The organism is Cytobacillus firmus NBRC 15306 (assembly GCF_001591465.1).
Classification (GTDB): Bacteria; Bacillota; Bacilli; order Bacillales; family Cytobacillaceae; genus Cytobacillus; species Cytobacillus firmus.
The window spans coordinates 25,291-40,702 of the sequence record NZ_BCUY01000012.1 but is presented as its reverse complement, the minus strand read 5'-3'; the positions used below and the strand labels follow the sequence as shown (position 1 = coordinate 40,702).

Sequence of the window (15,412 nt, the reverse complement as noted above, 5' to 3'; positions counted from 1 at the left end):
TGCAGCCCCTTCTTTATTCGCCAGATGATGCTAATCTCTTAAACTTCAAAAAGATCCATTTTAAAAACGGCGGCACCACAAAGAAGATGAAGAATAAGCGAAAAAGCTGATACCCTGTTACGATGGCCAGGTCAGCCCCGGTTTCATGGGCGATGATGGCCATTTGATCCATCCCTCCCGGTGCAAGGCTCAGTAATCCGGTGGCAGGGGAAAGATGAAATACGTGAATAACCAAAAAACTAAGCAGCACCGAACATACTATGAGAAGCAGTCCGCTCAAGGCAGCCAGTGAAATCGTTTTAACCTTATTGTCCAGCTTTTCAGGCTTCATCATCATGCCGATATGGGCACCTATTAACAGCTGTGAAAAATCCAAAACAGACGGGGGAAGCTGAGGCCCATTTATGCCGGAAATGACAAGACCAGCTGTTCCCATAATTGGACCGAGAAGGTACGGGGTAGGGAGCTTCACACGCCTGCTAAGGATAATCCCTGCAAAGGAAACGAAGGCAAAGAGCAAAATATCAGGGGATAAATCTCTCCATAATGCTTCTGAAGCTGTAAAACCAGTGCCGCTTGTGATATTCATCCACGGTCCGAAAACCAGTACAGGGATAATGAAGATAATCATGATCAGCCTTGCGACCTGCATAAAGGTAACTACTGTAATATCGATTCCTTTGACTTCTTCTGCCAGAAGAATCATTTGTGATAAACCTCCGGGAATACTTCCAATCAGAACTGTTGGATAATCAATGCCCATTAATTTCGCAATGAGAAGGGCAGAAAGGGCACTAAAGAGAACAAGCAAAACAGTAACGAGCAAAATAAATGGCAGCTTTTGGAGGATAAGCAGGACCGCTTCCTGTGTAAAAGAAAGGCCGATGCTGTAGCCGACGATAATAATACCGGCATCGCGAAATCCGGCTGGCCAGTAAAACGGAATCCTGCTGAGCCGGCTTCCAATCATTACGGCAGTCAATGGACCTAGCAAAAAGGCGACCGGAATATGCAATAAAGAAAATAACCCTGCACCAAGTACAGCAGCAGAAAAGGTAATGAAAATATTTTTTTTCACGAAAAAACCTTCTTTTTATTTAGTTTACCTAAAGATATTAATACCATATTTGAATAATGAATGAATTACAAGTTTTATGTAATGATATGTTTTCATACATTTATAAAAGAGCCGGGTATAATAGAAGGGGGACTAACAATGCCGGAAAAACTAAGCCATCTGGTTTTCATCTTGTCGTTTATATGCCTTGGTTTATTTTTGCTGCTGGGTTTTTCGCCTCTGTATGATCTTTACCTGCACAATATAGGGAATCGTCCATTTTCAATCCTTCTCCTCCTGACAGTACTTGTTTTCCTCGTAGGTGTCATTGTTTTAAAGAAAGTCCAAAACTGGCAGGCGGGCTTTCATGTCATATTTTCCATTATCCTTACCCTGTTTCTTTCATCAGTCCTCACGATTATTATATTCTTTGGGGGCCAATTCAGGTAAAAAGTAAAAAGCCTGCACCATTATAGGTACAAGCTCTGCCCATTTACTTGATTGGCATCAAAAATATTATGTAAGGCATTCATGATCACCTCATTTGTTCATATTGAGTAAGCCTATTATTATTTAGATTGGGAATAATAACCCCTATATTGAAAAAGTGATTCTGCGCAAGTGCTTTGTTTTTGATGGGCCGATTATTTATTTATATAATGGATATATTGTGCAAAGAAAGAAGGGAGATTATTATGTCACAATCAAATATTGCTCCACAGATCAAATTAATCGCTCTTGATATGGATGGAACCTTGTTGAATTCCAGAGGGGAAATTCCAGATGAGAACCGTAAGGCCATACGAGAGGCGAAGGAAAAAGGGATTGAAGTTATTTTGAGCACGGGAAGATCCAGGCTCACGGCTGGCGATCATGCAGATTCTTTGGAATTGAACTCCTATTTGATCACGGTCAACGGCAGTGAAATATTTGGCCCTGGTGGAGAATTAATCACAAGGACTCCTGTTGATTCTAAAGTAATGGAATGGATGTGGAATTTATCACAGTCACATAAGACCAAATTCTGGGCAACAAGCTGCGAACAGGTTTGGATGAATGAAATGCCTGAAAATATTCATGATCATGAATGGCTTAAATTTGGCTTTGATATATCAGATGATGAGATCAGGGAACTCATTCATAAAGAGCTTCGAACAAAAGGGGACCTGGAAATTACAAATTCAAGCTTAACTAATATTGAAGTCAATGCTCTGGGCATCAACAAAGCCAAAGGTATCCAGAAGGTAACAGAGCTTCTTGGCATTTCGATGGATAATGTAATGGCAATGGGTGACAGCTTGAATGATATTGCCATGATCGAGGAATCAGGCTGGGGAGTAGCAATGGGAAATGCTCAGGATATTGTGAAAGAAACCGCCAATGCTGTTACGGGAACTAATGATGAAGCTGGTGTTGCACAAGCAATCCGAAAGTGGGCTCTCTAAGAATAAAAACCGGCTAACATGCCGGTTTTTGGTTTATTTGGATGCTCTTTTGGCAATTTGAATGGTTTCTTCCAGTGCTATTTCCACATTTCCTTTAATCGCCCTGGAAATCATACAGGATGCTTCGGCTTTTTGCGCCAGCTTTCGCGCAAGTGAATGATCCTTTTCTGTCGCGTCAGCCTTTAACAAGATAATAGGGCGATGAATAATTTTCCTATACGTAATCACTCCTTTGGTTACATCCACAATTCCAATCGATTCCATCGTAAGGTCTTCTTTTTCGAGTTTGCTTCGTTCCATCATGGCTGCCAGTGTAATGATATAACAAGTTGCTGCCGCCCCCAGCAGCATTTCATCCGGATTTGTTCCGATTCCGGGACCTTCCATTTCTGGGGGAATGGAAACCTTTGTTTTCAGCCCTCCAGTCTCAATTTCTCCAACATCATTACGAAGTCCAGGCCAATGTGCTTTTAAATGGAAATGGTGTTCAGCCATTCTTTGATTCCTCCAAGTTATTTATTTCTATTTAAACCTTAAAGGGGAACAGGCAGAATTGCAAGACTTTACAGATTTAACGTTTCAGGCTAAGATGAAATCAGCCAACTTAATAGTTTTACTGCTAGGGGTGCCCGATGCTCGCGGGCTGAGAAAGAAACCGGACTGTTTTTTACCCTTCGGACCTGATCTGGATCATACCAGCGTAGGAAAGTAGTAATTGCGGGGAACAAACTTAATTCCCTATAGATTATTCAGCCAGGTCCAATTAAACGGATCTGGTTTTTATTTTGTTCTAAAAACAAATGAATTGGCTATTAATAAGGAGGATTTTTCAATGAATCTTAACGATCAGATTGTCATTATTACAGGCAGCAGCAGAGGGCTGGGCAAAGAAACAGCAAAAGCATTCGCAAGAGAAGGGGCGAGAGTTGTCATTAACTATTTCCATAGCGAGGAAAAAGCCCATGCTCTGCAGATGGAAATTGGCGAAAAAGCCATTGCCATTCGTGCTGATATTCGGGACAGTTTCCAAGTGAAATCCATGTTTCAAAAGGTGAAGGATCACTTTGGAGCCCCCATTACAACCATAGTCAATAATGCACTGGTGAACTTTCAATTTGACCCTGTTTCAAAAAAGGATGCAGAAACAATTAAATGGGAGGATTACAAAAACCAGCTTGAAGGTGCAATTCTTGGGGCTTTAAACACAGTTCAGGCAGGTCTGGAAGATATGAAAAAACAGGAGTTTGGCAGGATAATCTCGGTTGGGACCAATCTTTTCCAGCATCCAGTTGTACCCTACCATGACTATACGACCAGCAAAGCTGCTTTATTAGGCTTCACCAGGAATATGGCGAATGAGCTGGGCCAATATGGGATTACTGCGAACATGGTATCAGGTGGATTATTAAGAACGACAGACGCCAGTGCTTCGACATCCAAGGAAGTCTTTGAAATTATCGAAAACTCAACTCCATTAAAAAAAGTCACAGATCCTGCAGAAGTGGCTGATGCCATAGTCTTCTTCGCTTCTCCCTGGGCAAGGGCGGTTACAGGACAGAATTTGGTTGTTGATGGCGGACTAGTTATGAATTAAAGGAGGAATTAATGTGAACATTCAGGAGATTAGCAGTCTATTGGAAAAACTGAGAGATTCAAATCCTCTGGTACATAATATCACCAATGTGGTAGTAACCAACTTTACGGCAAATGGCCTGCTGGCAATTGGGGCATCACCAGTGATGGCATATGCACATGAAGAGGCAGCTGACATGGCTAAAATAGCTGGCGCATTGGTACTCAACATGGGAACACTGACTGAAAAAGAAGTAAAAAGTATGCTCATAGCGGGCAAAGCAGCAAATCATCATGGGGTGCCGGTCATTTTTGACCCTGTTGGTGTCGGCGCGACGGCCTATCGCACAGAAACAGCTAAAAGACTATTAGAAGAATTAGATATTACCATCATAAGAGGCAATGCAGCAGAAATTGCTAACGCAGCAGGACAGAAATGGAGTATTAAAGGCGTTGATGCAGCAGAAGCAGCAGGGAATATTTCTGAGCTTGCTAAGTCGGCAGCAAAAGAACTTGGTGCAATCACTGTTATTACAGGAAAACAGGATATCGTTTCAGATGGAAGATCCACTTTTGCCATTAACAATGGCCATCCTCTTCTAACGAAAGTAACGGGTGCCGGATGTCTTCTTACTTCTGTAATAGGAGCTTTCACTGCGGTTGAAAAGGATCCTGTAAAAGCGGCAGTAGCATCATTGGTCGTTTATGGATCTGCCGCAGAAATCGCAGCAGGAAAATCGGATGGCAAAGGCCCAGGCACTTTCCAAGCAGAGTTTTTGAATAGCTTATATAACATTTCTGCTGCAGATGTTGAAGCATATGGATCTTTTGAAAAAACGATCGGATAGGAGGCTTTTAAATGAAAGTGAATAAAGCTTTAACCATAGCGGGTTCAGATAGCGGCGGCGGCGCGGGCATTCAGGCAGACTTAAAAACATTTCAGGAACTCGGTGTTTTCGGCATGTCTGCTTTGACTGCGGTGACCGCTCAAAACACCAAGGGCGTTCAGGGAGTTTATCCAATGACAGCAGAGGCGGTATCTGCTCAAATTCAGTCGATTGGAGAAGACCTCAGGCCTGACGCAGTGAAGACAGGAATGCTTTTTAGTGCAGAGATAATTGTGAGTGTTTCCAATGAAATTGTGAAGTACGGCTGGAAAAATGTTGTCATAGATCCAGTGATGATTGCAAAGGGAGGAGCAAGTCTTCTTCAGGATGAAGCGATATTAGCGATGAAAAAGCATCTTATACCGCTCTCTATGGTGATTACCCCGAATATTCCAGAGGCAGAGGTTTTAACGGACATTAGGATTCGTTCACTGGAGGATAAAAGAGAAGCAGCAAAAAAACTGCTTCACCTTGGAGCGAAAAATGTCATCATAAAAGGCGGCCATGATGAAGCAAAAGACATAGCAGCAGACCTTCTATTTGACGGAGAAAGGTTTTCGGAATTTAAGAGCAGCAGAATACAAACAGCCAACACACATGGAACAGGCTGCACTTTTTCGGCTGCTATCACCGCTGGCCTCGCTGACGGTCTTTCTGTGCCAGAAGCTGTTGATCGCGCGAAAAAATTCATCCAGGCCGCCATTGAATTTGACTTGGGAATTGGCAGCGGTCATGGTCCTACCAATCACTGGGCGTTCAATAGAAGGAAGAAGGAGACTGAAGTATATGGCTGTTAATCCGCAGGCAATGAGAAACTTATTAAAAGTATACTTTATAATGGGCAGCACCAATTGCCATCAGGATCCTGAAAAAGTCCTTCAATCGGCTATCAAAGGAGGAATTACGTTATTTCAATTCCGTGAAAAAGGAGCAGGATGCCTTTATGGTAAAGAAAAGGAATCGCTCGCAATTAAGCTTCAAGCAATCTGCAAAGAGAGCAGTATCCCTTTTATTGTAAATGATGATATCGAACTGGCACTTAAAATAAATGCAGATGGTGTCCATATAGGCCAGGACGATGAAGCAGCCGATGTGGTCCGAAGGAAAATTGGCAGCAAAATCCTGGGAGTCTCAGTGCACAGCATGCAGGAAGCGGAAACAGCGATCCGTCAAGGCGCAGATTACCTTGGGATAGGGCCTATTTATCCGACATCCACAAAGGAAGATGCCAAAGCTGTTCAGGGACTTACTTTTTTGACAGAATTAAGATCTGCGGATATCCAAATTCCTGTTGTAGGAATAGGCGGAATTACTTCTGAAAATACACCTCCCATAATTAAGGCAGGGGCTGACGGTGTTTCTGTTATTTCTGCAATCAGCCAGGCGGATTCACCTGAAAAAGCAGCCATACTGTTATATGATGCAGTAAGAGAATAATGTAAAAAATGCCCATTTATTTGGGCATTTTTTATGGTATAGACGGTACCATGATATTCAGGCAATAGAGCACCGCTTATTAAAAATAGGCTGCATTTTTTTGTGGATTGCCGTTCCTGTTACAGTACTTTAACTGTGCAAGTATTGAATTTCCATGGTAATGTTGTAATCAGGCAGATTTTTTAACATAAGGGGATATAATAGCAATGAAACTCGTTTCATGGAATGTGAATGGCATAAGGGCATGTGTGAAAAAAGGATTCATGGATTATTTCAATGAAGTGGATGCAGACATATTTTGCATTCAGGAATCCAAACTGCAGGAAGGACAGATTGAACTTATACTGGAAGGCTATCACCAATACTGGAATTATGCGATAAAAAAAGGGTATTCCGGTACAGCTGTTTTTACAAAGAAAGAGCCGCTCTCTGTTCGCTATGGATTGAATGATGAGGAAACAGAACCTGAAGGCAGGATTCTCACGCTTGAATATGATGGCTTTTATCTCGTCAATGTCTATACTCCGAATTCACAGCGTGACTTGGCAAGGCTTCCATACCGCCTTGAGTGGGAAGAGCGGATTCGGGAGTATTTACTCGGCCTGGATAAGATTAAGCCTGTGATCATGTGCGGTGACTTAAACGTGGCACATTTCGAAAAAGATTTAAAAAATGCTAAATCCAACAGGGGAAACTCAGGTTTTACGGATGAAGAACGCGGAAAAATGACCAGATTGCTGGGTTCCGGGTTTGTAGATGCATTCCGCTATAAATATCCTGATGCTGAGGGAGCTTATACTTGGTGGTCATATATGGCCAAGGTTAGAGAGCGGAATATCGGCTGGCGGATCGATTATTTTATTGTGTCAGAAAAGCTTCAGGAAAAAATAATAGATTCACAGATTCACTGCGACATTATGGGCAGCGATCATTGCCCGGTAGCACTTGAATTGGATATGTAAAGCGAAACCCCAGCGGAGATGCAGGGGTTTTGTTTTAGTAAAAAAGGCAATAATTGAATTAACATAATAATAAAGGATTGGTAAAATGAACAAAACAGAGATGCTGAAGCTTTTTGTTCTTATTGAAAGAATCTATCCCTCATTTCGGATTAAAAACGAAATCGTTCATTATTATTTTGATTATTGCCGTGATTTCGACTATGAAATGGCTTTAAACTATATTAAAGGCCATATTAGGAGAAGTCCTTATCCGCCATCAATCAGCCATCTTGCATCCACGTGCTCACTGCTTTCTTTATCAGCTGAAATGTCAGACAGCAGGAAATGGGAAATAGAATATGTCCTTGCTGATCATGTGTCTTGATATCTATTTCCATCAATTATTATGGAAAAGCTGATTTTATTTTGTTATAATGCCAGTAAAATCTAATAAAAAGGTTTTCTAGGGTTCCGCAGCAGCTGCTGGCCTGGTCCGAGAGAAAACTCATAGCTATATTAGCTATGCCACGGAAGGATAAAAGCCTGGGAGATACTGTTCATCAGATATCTTCCGGGCTTTTTTCTTTTTCCGGGAATACTATTCGTTTAAAAGGGGCTGATTTCATGCAGTGGCTGAAGGTATTTATAGCCGCATTTTTTGAAGTGTTTTGGGTGATTGGTTTAAAGCATGCGGATGATCCATTATCATGGGCAGGGACCATCCTATGCATAGCAGTCAGTTTTTATTTGATGATCATGGCTGGCAAAGTCCTGCCTGTGGGAACGGTTTATGCTGTCTTTGTTGGCTTAGGCACTGCTGGTACAGTTTTATCTGAAATCATATTTTTCGGAGAGCCTTTGAAATTATCTAAAATAATTCTGGTTCTTATTTTGTTATTAGGTGTTCTGGGCTTAAAGCTAGTGACAAATGAGGATGAATCAAAAGGAGCTGAAAGTTGATGAGCTGGGTGTTTTTAATTCTGGCTGGCCTTTTTGAAATGACAGGTGTCACCATGATTAACAGCCTGCACAAAAAAAGGAATTGGCAATCCTTACTTCTGCTGGTTGGAGGTTTTGGCGCCAGCTTCTTGTTCCTTGCACTGGCCATGAAAGAACTGCCGATGGGTACAGCTTATGCGGTCTGGACTGGAATCGGTGCCGCAGGCGGAGCGATCCTTGGCATGATCCTATACGGAGAACCGAAAGATGCCAAACGGATATTCTTTATTGCAATGGTATTAAGCGCAGCAATTGGACTTAAACTTGTATCTTAGATATATAATGGAATTGTATAGGCAGGTAGGAAATGATAAAGAACAGGACGTTTTGGAGGGCTGTGGAGTTATTGTGCTGCAGATACGGTTGTTATTAATGGTATTAAAATAGATGTTCCAAATGAAAAATACGATTATCGCCATCCGTAATTTAAAAAACAGTTACTATAGTAATAGTAACTGTTTTCAATTTACTGTATTTTCGGAGGATTGCTCTTGACTTCAAGTACATCCAGCAGAAACACAAACACCGGTATACCGACAATCAATCCCCAAACACCGAAGAAATGCTCAGAGAAAATCAGAACGATGAACGTATAAAATACTGGCAAATCCGTTTTGGAAGACATAAGCTTCGGGTTTAAAATATAGGCTTCAATCGCATGGATCACCATAATTAACAGGAGGATATAAAACACCTGGATGAAGCCACCTAGTGAATAGGCAATTGTACATAAAGGAACCAGGGAAATAATCACGCCTGCTACCGGGATCAGACCAAGAAGGAAAATAAGTATAGACAATCCCATCAGGTGAGGGAAATCCATGATCCAGAGGGCAAGTGTTGTCAGGATACAATTCACTGTGGCAATTACCACCTGCGCTTCAATAACCTTTCCAAATGTTTGCACGAACTTACTTCCAAAATAGGAAATCTCATTATAAAAGGCAGCCATTTTGCTGTATTTGAACTTTAAAGTAAACTCTGTCAGTTTAGGCTTTTCAAGCAGGAAGAACAAACTAAGGATAAGCGACAGCAATACTTGGATCGCAATATGGCTAATATCGGAAAAATATTGAAGCAGGAACGCAAAGCCCTGTTCGAGATACTTCGTAATTTCATTTCTTTCAAGCATTTGCACAATGTATGTGATGACAATATTGTCATGCTTCTGAGTATAAAAGCTTTCAACCTGCTTAAACAGCTGTGAAATTTCAGTTACTATTAAAGGAAGGTATTTAATAACCCCGATAGAAAGCAGGCCGATAATGCCTATATAAAGGGTTACGACTGTCAGTTTTCTATTTAATCTAAATCTCGATAGGACCAGTTTCACGAGCCTATCCATCAAGAAAGAAAAAATAAAAGTAATCAGGATTAAATTAATCATGCTTCTCGACAGGTAAAGAGCCAGAACTATAATTCCAAAAATGACGAATCTTTTAAAGCCGTTATTATTAAAAAGTGATTTAATCGTTTCCAATTCCATTCCTCCACACTTTAGTAAGTTTCTTCAGGGTTCCATTAAATGCGGAGATAGTTACTCTGAAACATGTAAGGCGTCATGTACTCGCTGCTTCTATGTAATGCTGCAGTTGTAAGGTTCTGAAAATACATGCGCCGTGCTTTAAAATTGGTTGTCTTTGCGGTTGTTTTTGCTGCAGTTACCAGTGTGCTGCAAAAAGCAGGGTTTTTCAGAGCTGGTGAATCGATCACAATGGCATCTCTTCCCGAGTCATTGGTATCAATAGGCTCCTGGCTTTGCTGCACTGCCGGAATCAAACCGGATAAAAGCAGGAAAATGCTGATAAATATGTGAGCCAACTTGTTCATCCTCTTATTATCAATATATTTATTATTTTATAATACTTTTACATTTAATTATATATCTATTTACATTTGAAACAAAAAAATTCAGCTCAGAGAAAGGATGAAGGTATTTGAATAGGAAATACGCAGTCATTACCGGCTGTTCCAGCGGGTTTGGCATATTGATGGCCATTGAGCTGGCAAAGAATGATTTTCAAGTTCTTGCAACAATGAGGAACTTGGATAAAAGCAAAATATTAATGGAGAAAGCTGATAAAGAGGGAGTACTTGCTCATATTTCCATTCGCGAATTGGATGTCACTTCATCAGCTTCTATTGAAAATTTAAAAAGCCAGCTGGTACAATTTCCTTCGGTTGATGTCTTAATCAATAATGCAGGCTACGCAGGAGCAGGATTTGCAGAAGAAATATCGCTGGATGAGTATAGAGAACAGTTTGAAACAAATGTCTTTGGAACGATTGCCGTGACCCAGGCAGTTCTGCCATTTATGCGGGAACAGGGATCGGGAACCATCATAAATATAAGCTCCATCAGCGGAAGAGTAGGTTTTCCGGGCTTATCGCCATATGCCGCTTCAAAATTTGCGGTAGAAGGCTGGAGTGAATCACTTAGGCTTGAAGTCAAGCCGTTTGGAGTAAATGTGGTGCTGATTGAGCCAGGGTCTTTCAGGACAGGCATTTGGACAACAGGGAAAAAGATATCGGAGCCCTCATTGAAAAAAGACTCGCCTTATTACCCATATATGACAAAAATACAGAGGTACCTTGATAAAGGGGAGCCCTTTTATGAAGATCCAGTAATCGTTGCGAAAAAAGCAGTGGACATTATCAGGGAAAAAGAACCTGCACTCAGATACCCCGTAGGAAAGGGTGTCCGCACAAGAATTCGCCTGAAACACCTTCTGAGCTGGAAAACGTGGGAGAAGGTTATATTCAAAACACTTAATACTGATTAATTGATAAGATCCTTTTAGGTGATTTTTGCTGCTTTCTTTTTTATACCGAACAAAGGGCAAAAAGGTTTCAAATTTTTCCTTTTTTTCTTCTTTTTTCTTAAGTCCCCAATCTCTGATTAATTTTCTTGCATCTAGAGAAAATAAGAAAACTAATCTTTGATCGTCTGGGGGAGTCGGAATGAAAAAGGGAATGAAAAAATTTACTATCACGCTGTTGTCATTCATAGCCCTGCTGATTGTCTGGAACCAGACGGAAGCTGAAGTATCCGGACCGACAACCATCCATCTGCGCCTGATGGAAACCACTGATTTGCATGGAAACATGATTGGTTATGATTACGAAGACCGCAAAAAAACAGTGGAGTTTGGGCTTTCAAGAACGGCCAGCTTGATTAAACAAGCAAGAAATGAATCTCCTAACTCCCTTCTATTTGATAATGGGGACATTCTTGAAGGCAATGGACTCGACGAGTATGCCTATAAAAGCCATCCGCTTGACATGGCTAATGTCCATCCTGTTTTTAAAGCAATGAATACTTTGCTATATGATGCTGCGACGGTGGGAAATCATGAATTTAATTACGGAATTGATTTTATGGAAGAAAGCCTCAGTGGAGCTAACTTTCCTTATGTCAATGCCAATATATATGTTGAAGACAGCAATCAGCTTGAGGAAGATGACCTCAATTATTTTAACCCCTACACCATCATAGAGAAAGAAGTGACAGATACAGCTGGAGAAAAGCATAAGTTGAATGTCGGAGTCATTGGCTTTATTACTCCCATTGTTTCGGAGTGGAATAAAGAGTATTTTCGCGGGAACCTTAAAGTGAAAAATATAAAAGAAACGGCCGAACACTTTATTCCTGTTATGAAAAGCAAAGGGGCGGATATCATTGTTGCCCTTGCACATACCGGTCTCCAATCCGATAAAGGGCTGGAGGAGAAAAAGGGCAATTCAATTCATGCACTCAGCAAAGTTAAAGGAATAGATGCCATTTTATTCGGACACAGCCACTCTGTTTTTCCTGTCAAAGATGAGCTGCAAAAGGTGCCGGGAATCGACTTGAAAACAGGAACCATAAATGGAACAGCTGCTGTTCAGGCTGGATACTGGGGAAATCATCTGGGTCTCATCGATTTGAAAATAGTCTTTGAGGATGGAGAATGGAAAGTAAAAAGCAGTCTATCCTCCATCAGGCCTGTTTACCGGACTATCAAAAATAAAAAGAAGGAAGTCATACCGGCTGACCCGTTAATAGAGCAGATTATGAAAAAAGATCATCACGATGCCCTGGATTATTTAAAACATAAAAAGTAAAAGGCGCCCAATGGACGCCTTTTTCCTATAAAACCGAAAACTCTTCATTTTTTAAATCTGTGATAAACATATGTCCCGGTGCATGTGTAATCATAATCTCCGGCTTCACATGCATGGCAACTGCCTGAGGAGTGACGCCACAGGCCCAAAATACCGGTACCTCTCCATCTTTAATCGTCACGGCATCGCCAAAATCGGGCTGATGTATATTATTTATGCCGATTGCTTTTGGGTTCCCAATATGGACTGGGGCACCATGAACAGAAGGGAAGCGGCTTGTCACCTGGACAGCCCGAATAGCTTCCTTCTCTGTCATCGGCCGCATACTCACAACCATTGGCCCTTCAAACCGGCCTGCCTTCACACACTCAATATTGGTTTTAAACATCGGGACATTCCGATTTTCCTCAATATGGCGGATAGGGATATTATTTTTCAGCAGTGCTTCTTCAAAGGTAAAACTGCATCCAATCAGAAATGCCACCATATCATCATCCCAATAAGAAGTGATGTCTGAAAGCTCCTCAGAGAGAACACCGTTTTTATACACCCTGTATTTGGGCAAATCTGTTCTGATATCAGCATTGGGAGCTGAAAGCATTGGCACAGGAGAACCAGGTTCAGTCACATCAATGATTGGACAGGATTTTGGATTCCTTTGGCTAAAAAGGAGAAACTCAAAAGCCAAATCCTTTGGAAGTATGGCAAGGTTTGCCTGAATGAAGCCATTTGCCATTCCAGCTGTCGGCTTATCCCATGCCTTGCTGCGGATCAATTTGCGCGCCTCATCAGGATTCAATAGAGAAGGGGAGTTCATATAAAAATCTCCTTTCATGCTTATTTAAACAACTCAGGGATACCATTGATTAATGAGTAAACCCCCATGTAAGACATGGCAATCACGATAATGACTCCGAAAATGGTCATCCAGAGCGGATGTTTATAATCGCCGACAATTTTCGTTTTATAGGCAGCAATCAGCATTACACCTAATGCGATCGGCAGAATAAGACCGTTTAATGAGCCAACTAAAACAAGTATTTTTACCGGCTTTCCAATTGAAACAAAGACAAACGTAGAAACGGTGATAAAACCGACAATCACCCATTTATGATGTTTCTCGACAGCTGGGCTCAATGTCCGAATGAATGAGACCGATGTATAGGCTGCACCGACAACAGAAGTAATGGCAGCGGCCCACATAACGACTCCAAACATCTTATAGCCAATATTGCCTGCTGCCAGCTGGAAGACAGAAGCTGGCGGATTGGATGGATCGAGTGCCAAGCCCTGCGAAACTACACCAAGTGCTGCGAGGAAAAGGAAGATTCGCATAATGGAAGCGATCCCGATTGCACTGACAGAGCTCTTCGTGACTTCCGGGAGGGCCTCTTTTCCTTTAACACCAGCATCAATTAAGCGATGGCCGCCTGCAAAAGTGATATAACCGCCGACCGTACCGCCGACAAGTGTAATAATGGCCAGGATATCAATTTTGTCTGGAACAAACGTTTTGACAACAGCTTCACCGACAGGAGGCTGTGCCGTGAACATGACATAAAGAGTTAATCCGATCATGACAAATCCTAAAATCTGTGTGAAGCGGTCCATTAATTTTCCCGCTTCTTTTACAAGAAAAATGCCGATTGCCAGAATTCCGCTTAAAAGAGCGCCAAATTGAGGCGAAATGCCGAAAATAACATTAGTACCTAAGCCGGCACCGGCAATATTCCCGATATTAAAAGCCAGTCCGCCCATGACAATCAGGGCAGCAAGGAAATACCCGAGGCCCGGCAGGACATCGTTGGCAATATCCTGGGCCCGCTTTTCAGAAACTGCAATGATTCGCCAGATATTCATCTGTGCACCAATATCAATAATAATAGAAATTAAAATGACAAACCCGAAGCTCGCAAGCAGGGTTTCTGTGAATACAGTCGTCTGAGTCAGAAAGCCTGGTCCGATGGCAGAAGTAGCCATAAGGAAAGCAGCGCCAAGCAATAGACTGGCATTAGATTGCTTTTTCATTCATTTTCCCCCAATAATTCCATTTGTGTTTTTTTTATGCAATCAGAGCTGTAAGGGCTGATGAGTGCCGTTCGCGCTGGCGAATCCGCAATGAACGGAACTATCCCCCGATCAGTGCGATTCGCACTTAACAAGTCACCAATTTTTCATTATCTCCATCAATACCAAATTTATTTCAAAAACTCATTGATTTTTGCAACCTGGATTCCCGCGTCGTTCAGTGCCTTAGGAATGTACTGGGCAAATTCCAGAGCGCTTTCCCCGTCACCGTGGATGCAGATCGTATTGGCCTCAATGGAAACATCCGTACCCTGTACAGAATGAACTTTTCCTTCTTTGACCATGCGGATGACCTGCTCTGCAGCAGCACTGTGATCGGTAATAAGGGCATTGCTTTCCCGTCTGGAAGTCAGCGTTCCGTCCTCCTGGTAGGTCCGGTCAGAAAATACTTCATTGGCAGAACGTAGGCCGATTTTCCTGCCGGCTTTAACCAATTCGCCCCCAGAAAGACCGAATAGAATGAGTTCTGGATCTACTTTGTAGACTGCTTCAGCGATTGCTTCCGATAACGGTGCGCTTTTTGAGGCCATGTTGAACAATGCTCCATGCGGCTTTACATGCTGAAGTTTGCCGCCTTCTGATTTAACAAATGCATATAAAGCGCCAATTTGGTAGACCACCAGGTCATAGGCTTCCTGAGGGGTAATATTCATATCCCTGCGGCCGAACCCGTGCAAATCCTGAAGACCGGGATGGACACCCAGGCCAACATTCTTCTCAAGCGCCATTCTGACTGTTTTTCGCATCGTCGCCGGGTCGCCGGCATGGAAGCCGCAGGCGATATTAGCTGAGGTAATGTGGTCCAGAATTTCCTCATCGTGCCCCATCTTGTAGGAACCAAAGCTTTCTCCCATATCACAATTAATGTCTACAATGTGCATG

Annotated in this window: 19 protein-coding genes and 2 riboswitches; of the genes, 12 read left to right on the top strand and 7 right to left on the bottom strand. The window is 42.1% G+C overall.

The features are described 5' to 3' along the window. Positions 1–13: 13 nt before the first annotated feature. Entirely contained in the window at positions 14–1,078 is a 1,065-nt protein-coding gene (locus BFI01S_RS05680; RefSeq protein ID WP_061791742.1) for an AbrB family transcriptional regulator, read from the bottom strand. Between the two features lie 138 nt (positions 1,079–1,216). On the opposite strand from BFI01S_RS05680, the gene BFI01S_RS05675 reads away from it, so the two are divergent. After that, on the top strand, positions 1,217–1,507 hold the full coding sequence (locus BFI01S_RS05675; protein WP_061791741.1) for a hypothetical protein: 291 nt from the start codon (positions 1,217–1,219) through the stop codon (positions 1,505–1,507). Positions 1,508–1,752: 245 nt separating this feature from the next. Continuing rightward, positions 1,753–2,502, top strand: a complete 750-nt coding sequence (locus BFI01S_RS05670) for a Cof-type HAD-IIB family hydrolase (protein WP_061791740.1) — start codon at positions 1,753–1,755, stop codon at positions 2,500–2,502. Positions 2,503–2,535: 33 nt separating this feature from the next. On the opposite strand, the gene BFI01S_RS05665 is transcribed toward BFI01S_RS05670, so the two are convergent. After that, positions 2,536–2,997, bottom strand: a complete 462-nt coding sequence (locus BFI01S_RS05665) for an OsmC family protein (protein ID WP_061791739.1) — start codon at positions 2,995–2,997, stop codon at positions 2,536–2,538. Between the two features lie 116 nt (positions 2,998–3,113). Continuing rightward, positions 3,114–3,226: riboswitch (TPP riboswitch) on the top strand. A 108-nt stretch (positions 3,227–3,334) separates the two neighbouring features. Between BFI01S_RS05665 and BFI01S_RS05660 the strand changes: the two genes are divergently transcribed. From BFI01S_RS05660 to BFI01S_RS05625, 8 genes are all read left to right on the top strand, one after another. Further along, entirely contained in the window at positions 3,335–4,096 is a 762-nt protein-coding gene (locus BFI01S_RS05660; protein WP_061791738.1) for a 3-oxoacyl-ACP reductase, read from the top strand. A gap of 13 nt (positions 4,097–4,109) precedes the next feature. Then, a complete protein-coding gene (thiM, locus tag BFI01S_RS05655; RefSeq protein WP_061791737.1) occupies positions 4,110–4,922 on the top strand; it encodes a hydroxyethylthiazole kinase in 813 nt (270 codons plus the stop codon). An 11-nt stretch (positions 4,923–4,933) separates the two neighbouring features. After that, positions 4,934–5,758, top strand: coding sequence for a bifunctional hydroxymethylpyrimidine kinase/phosphomethylpyrimidine kinase (gene thiD, locus BFI01S_RS05650; RefSeq protein ID WP_061791736.1), 825 nt, complete (start codon positions 4,934–4,936; stop codon positions 5,756–5,758). Next, on the top strand, positions 5,748–6,398 hold the full coding sequence (thiE, locus tag BFI01S_RS05645) for a thiamine phosphate synthase (RefSeq protein ID WP_061791735.1): 651 nt from the start codon (positions 5,748–5,750) through the stop codon (positions 6,396–6,398). The genes thiD and thiE overlap by 11 nt, the downstream gene beginning before the upstream one ends. A 206-nt stretch (positions 6,399–6,604) precedes the next feature. Continuing rightward, positions 6,605–7,360, top strand: coding sequence for an exodeoxyribonuclease III (locus tag BFI01S_RS05640; protein WP_061791734.1), 756 nt, complete (start codon positions 6,605–6,607; stop codon positions 7,358–7,360). Positions 7,361–7,445: 85 nt separating this feature from the next. Continuing rightward, positions 7,446–7,724, top strand: coding sequence for a replicative helicase loader/inhibitor (locus tag BFI01S_RS05635; RefSeq protein WP_061791733.1), 279 nt, complete (start codon positions 7,446–7,448; stop codon positions 7,722–7,724). Between the two features lie 67 nt (positions 7,725–7,791). Further along, a riboswitch (guanidine-I (ykkC/yxkD leader) is annotated at positions 7,792–7,891 on the top strand. Positions 7,892–7,963: 72 nt separating this feature from the next. Further along, on the top strand, positions 7,964–8,299 hold the full coding sequence (locus BFI01S_RS05630) for a DMT family transporter (protein ID WP_061791775.1): 336 nt from the start codon (positions 7,964–7,966) through the stop codon (positions 8,297–8,299). Next, the gene (locus BFI01S_RS05625) at positions 8,299–8,613 is read left to right on the top strand and encodes a DMT family transporter (RefSeq protein ID WP_061791732.1); all 315 of its coding nucleotides are present in this window, start codon (positions 8,299–8,301) and stop codon (positions 8,611–8,613) included. The genes BFI01S_RS05630 and BFI01S_RS05625 overlap by 1 nt, the downstream gene beginning before the upstream one ends. Positions 8,614–8,804: 191 nt before the next feature. Here BFI01S_RS05625 and BFI01S_RS05620 read toward each other — a convergent pair whose 3' ends face one another. Both BFI01S_RS05620 and BFI01S_RS05615 read right to left on the bottom strand, forming a co-directional pair. Further along, positions 8,805–9,818, bottom strand: a complete 1,014-nt coding sequence (locus BFI01S_RS05620; RefSeq protein WP_082804476.1) for an AI-2E family transporter — start codon at positions 9,816–9,818, stop codon at positions 8,805–8,807. Positions 9,819–9,859: 41 nt separating this feature from the next. Next, positions 9,860–10,159: a hypothetical protein gene (locus tag BFI01S_RS05615; protein WP_061791730.1), complete on the bottom strand. Its 300-nt coding sequence runs from the start codon at positions 10,157–10,159 to the stop codon at positions 9,860–9,862. A gap of 116 nt (positions 10,160–10,275) precedes the next feature. Here BFI01S_RS05615 and BFI01S_RS05610 point away from each other — a divergent pair, with 116 nt between their 5' ends. Then, the gene (locus BFI01S_RS05610; RefSeq protein ID WP_061791729.1) at positions 10,276–11,121 is read left to right on the top strand and encodes an SDR family oxidoreductase; all 846 of its coding nucleotides are present in this window, start codon (positions 10,276–10,278) and stop codon (positions 11,119–11,121) included. A gap of 178 nt (positions 11,122–11,299) precedes the next feature. After that, the gene (locus tag BFI01S_RS05605; protein ID WP_061791728.1) at positions 11,300–12,442 is read left to right on the top strand and encodes a metallophosphoesterase; all 1,143 of its coding nucleotides are present in this window, start codon (positions 11,300–11,302) and stop codon (positions 12,440–12,442) included. A gap of 25 nt (positions 12,443–12,467) precedes the next feature. Here the strand turns inward: BFI01S_RS05605 and BFI01S_RS05600 are convergent, their stop codons facing one another. The 3 genes from BFI01S_RS05600 to BFI01S_RS05590 all read right to left on the bottom strand — a co-directional run bounded on the left by BFI01S_RS05600 (position 12,468) and on the right by BFI01S_RS05590 (position 15,411). Next, a complete protein-coding gene (locus BFI01S_RS05600; protein WP_061791727.1) occupies positions 12,468–13,259 on the bottom strand; it encodes a putative hydro-lyase in 792 nt (263 codons plus the stop codon). Positions 13,260–13,279: 20 nt separating this feature from the next. Further along, positions 13,280–14,470 carry an NRAMP family divalent metal transporter gene (locus tag BFI01S_RS05595; protein WP_061791726.1) on the bottom strand — a complete coding sequence of 397 codons (1,191 nt, stop codon included), beginning with the start codon at positions 14,468–14,470 and terminating at the stop codon, positions 13,280–13,282. 170 nt (positions 14,471–14,640) lie between these two features. After that, complete coding sequence (locus BFI01S_RS05590) at positions 14,641–15,411, bottom strand: LamB/YcsF family protein (protein WP_061791725.1); 771 nt, start codon at positions 15,409–15,411, stop codon at positions 14,641–14,643. Between the last annotated feature and the right edge of the window lies 1 nt (position 15,412).

Coding starts and splice junctions, on each gene's coding strand:
- BFI01S_RS05605 (WP_061791728.1), top strand. CDS start 11,300: ATGAAAAAGGGAATGAAAAAATTTACTATCACGCTGTTGTCATTCATA.
- BFI01S_RS05635 (WP_061791733.1), top strand. CDS start 7,446: ATGAACAAAACAGAGATGCTGAAGCTTTTTGTTCTTATTGAAAGAATC.
- thiE (WP_061791735.1), top strand. CDS start 5,748: ATGGCTGTTAATCCGCAGGCAATGAGAAACTTATTAAAAGTATACTTT.
- BFI01S_RS05675 (WP_061791741.1), top strand. CDS start 1,217: ATGCCGGAAAAACTAAGCCATCTGGTTTTCATCTTGTCGTTTATATGC.
- BFI01S_RS05590 (WP_061791725.1), bottom strand. CDS start 15,411: ATGCACATTGTAGACATTAATTGTGATATGGGAGAAAGCTTTGGTTCC.
- BFI01S_RS05670 (WP_061791740.1), top strand. CDS start 1,753: ATGTCACAATCAAATATTGCTCCACAGATCAAATTAATCGCTCTTGAT.
- BFI01S_RS05595 (WP_061791726.1), bottom strand. CDS start 14,470: ATGAAAAAGCAATCTAATGCCAGTCTATTGCTTGGCGCTGCTTTCCTT.
- BFI01S_RS05625 (WP_061791732.1), top strand. CDS start 8,299: ATGAGCTGGGTGTTTTTAATTCTGGCTGGCCTTTTTGAAATGACAGGT.
- thiD (WP_061791736.1), top strand. CDS start 4,934: ATGAAAGTGAATAAAGCTTTAACCATAGCGGGTTCAGATAGCGGCGGC.
- BFI01S_RS05665 (WP_061791739.1), bottom strand. CDS start 2,997: ATGGCTGAACACCATTTCCATTTAAAAGCACATTGGCCTGGACTTCGT.
- BFI01S_RS05600 (WP_061791727.1), bottom strand. CDS start 13,259: ATGAACTCCCCTTCTCTATTGAATCCTGATGAGGCGCGCAAATTGATC.
- BFI01S_RS05640 (WP_061791734.1), top strand. CDS start 6,605: ATGAAACTCGTTTCATGGAATGTGAATGGCATAAGGGCATGTGTGAAA.
- BFI01S_RS05630 (WP_061791775.1), top strand. CDS start 7,964: ATGCAGTGGCTGAAGGTATTTATAGCCGCATTTTTTGAAGTGTTTTGG.
- BFI01S_RS05660 (WP_061791738.1), top strand. CDS start 3,335: ATGAATCTTAACGATCAGATTGTCATTATTACAGGCAGCAGCAGAGGG.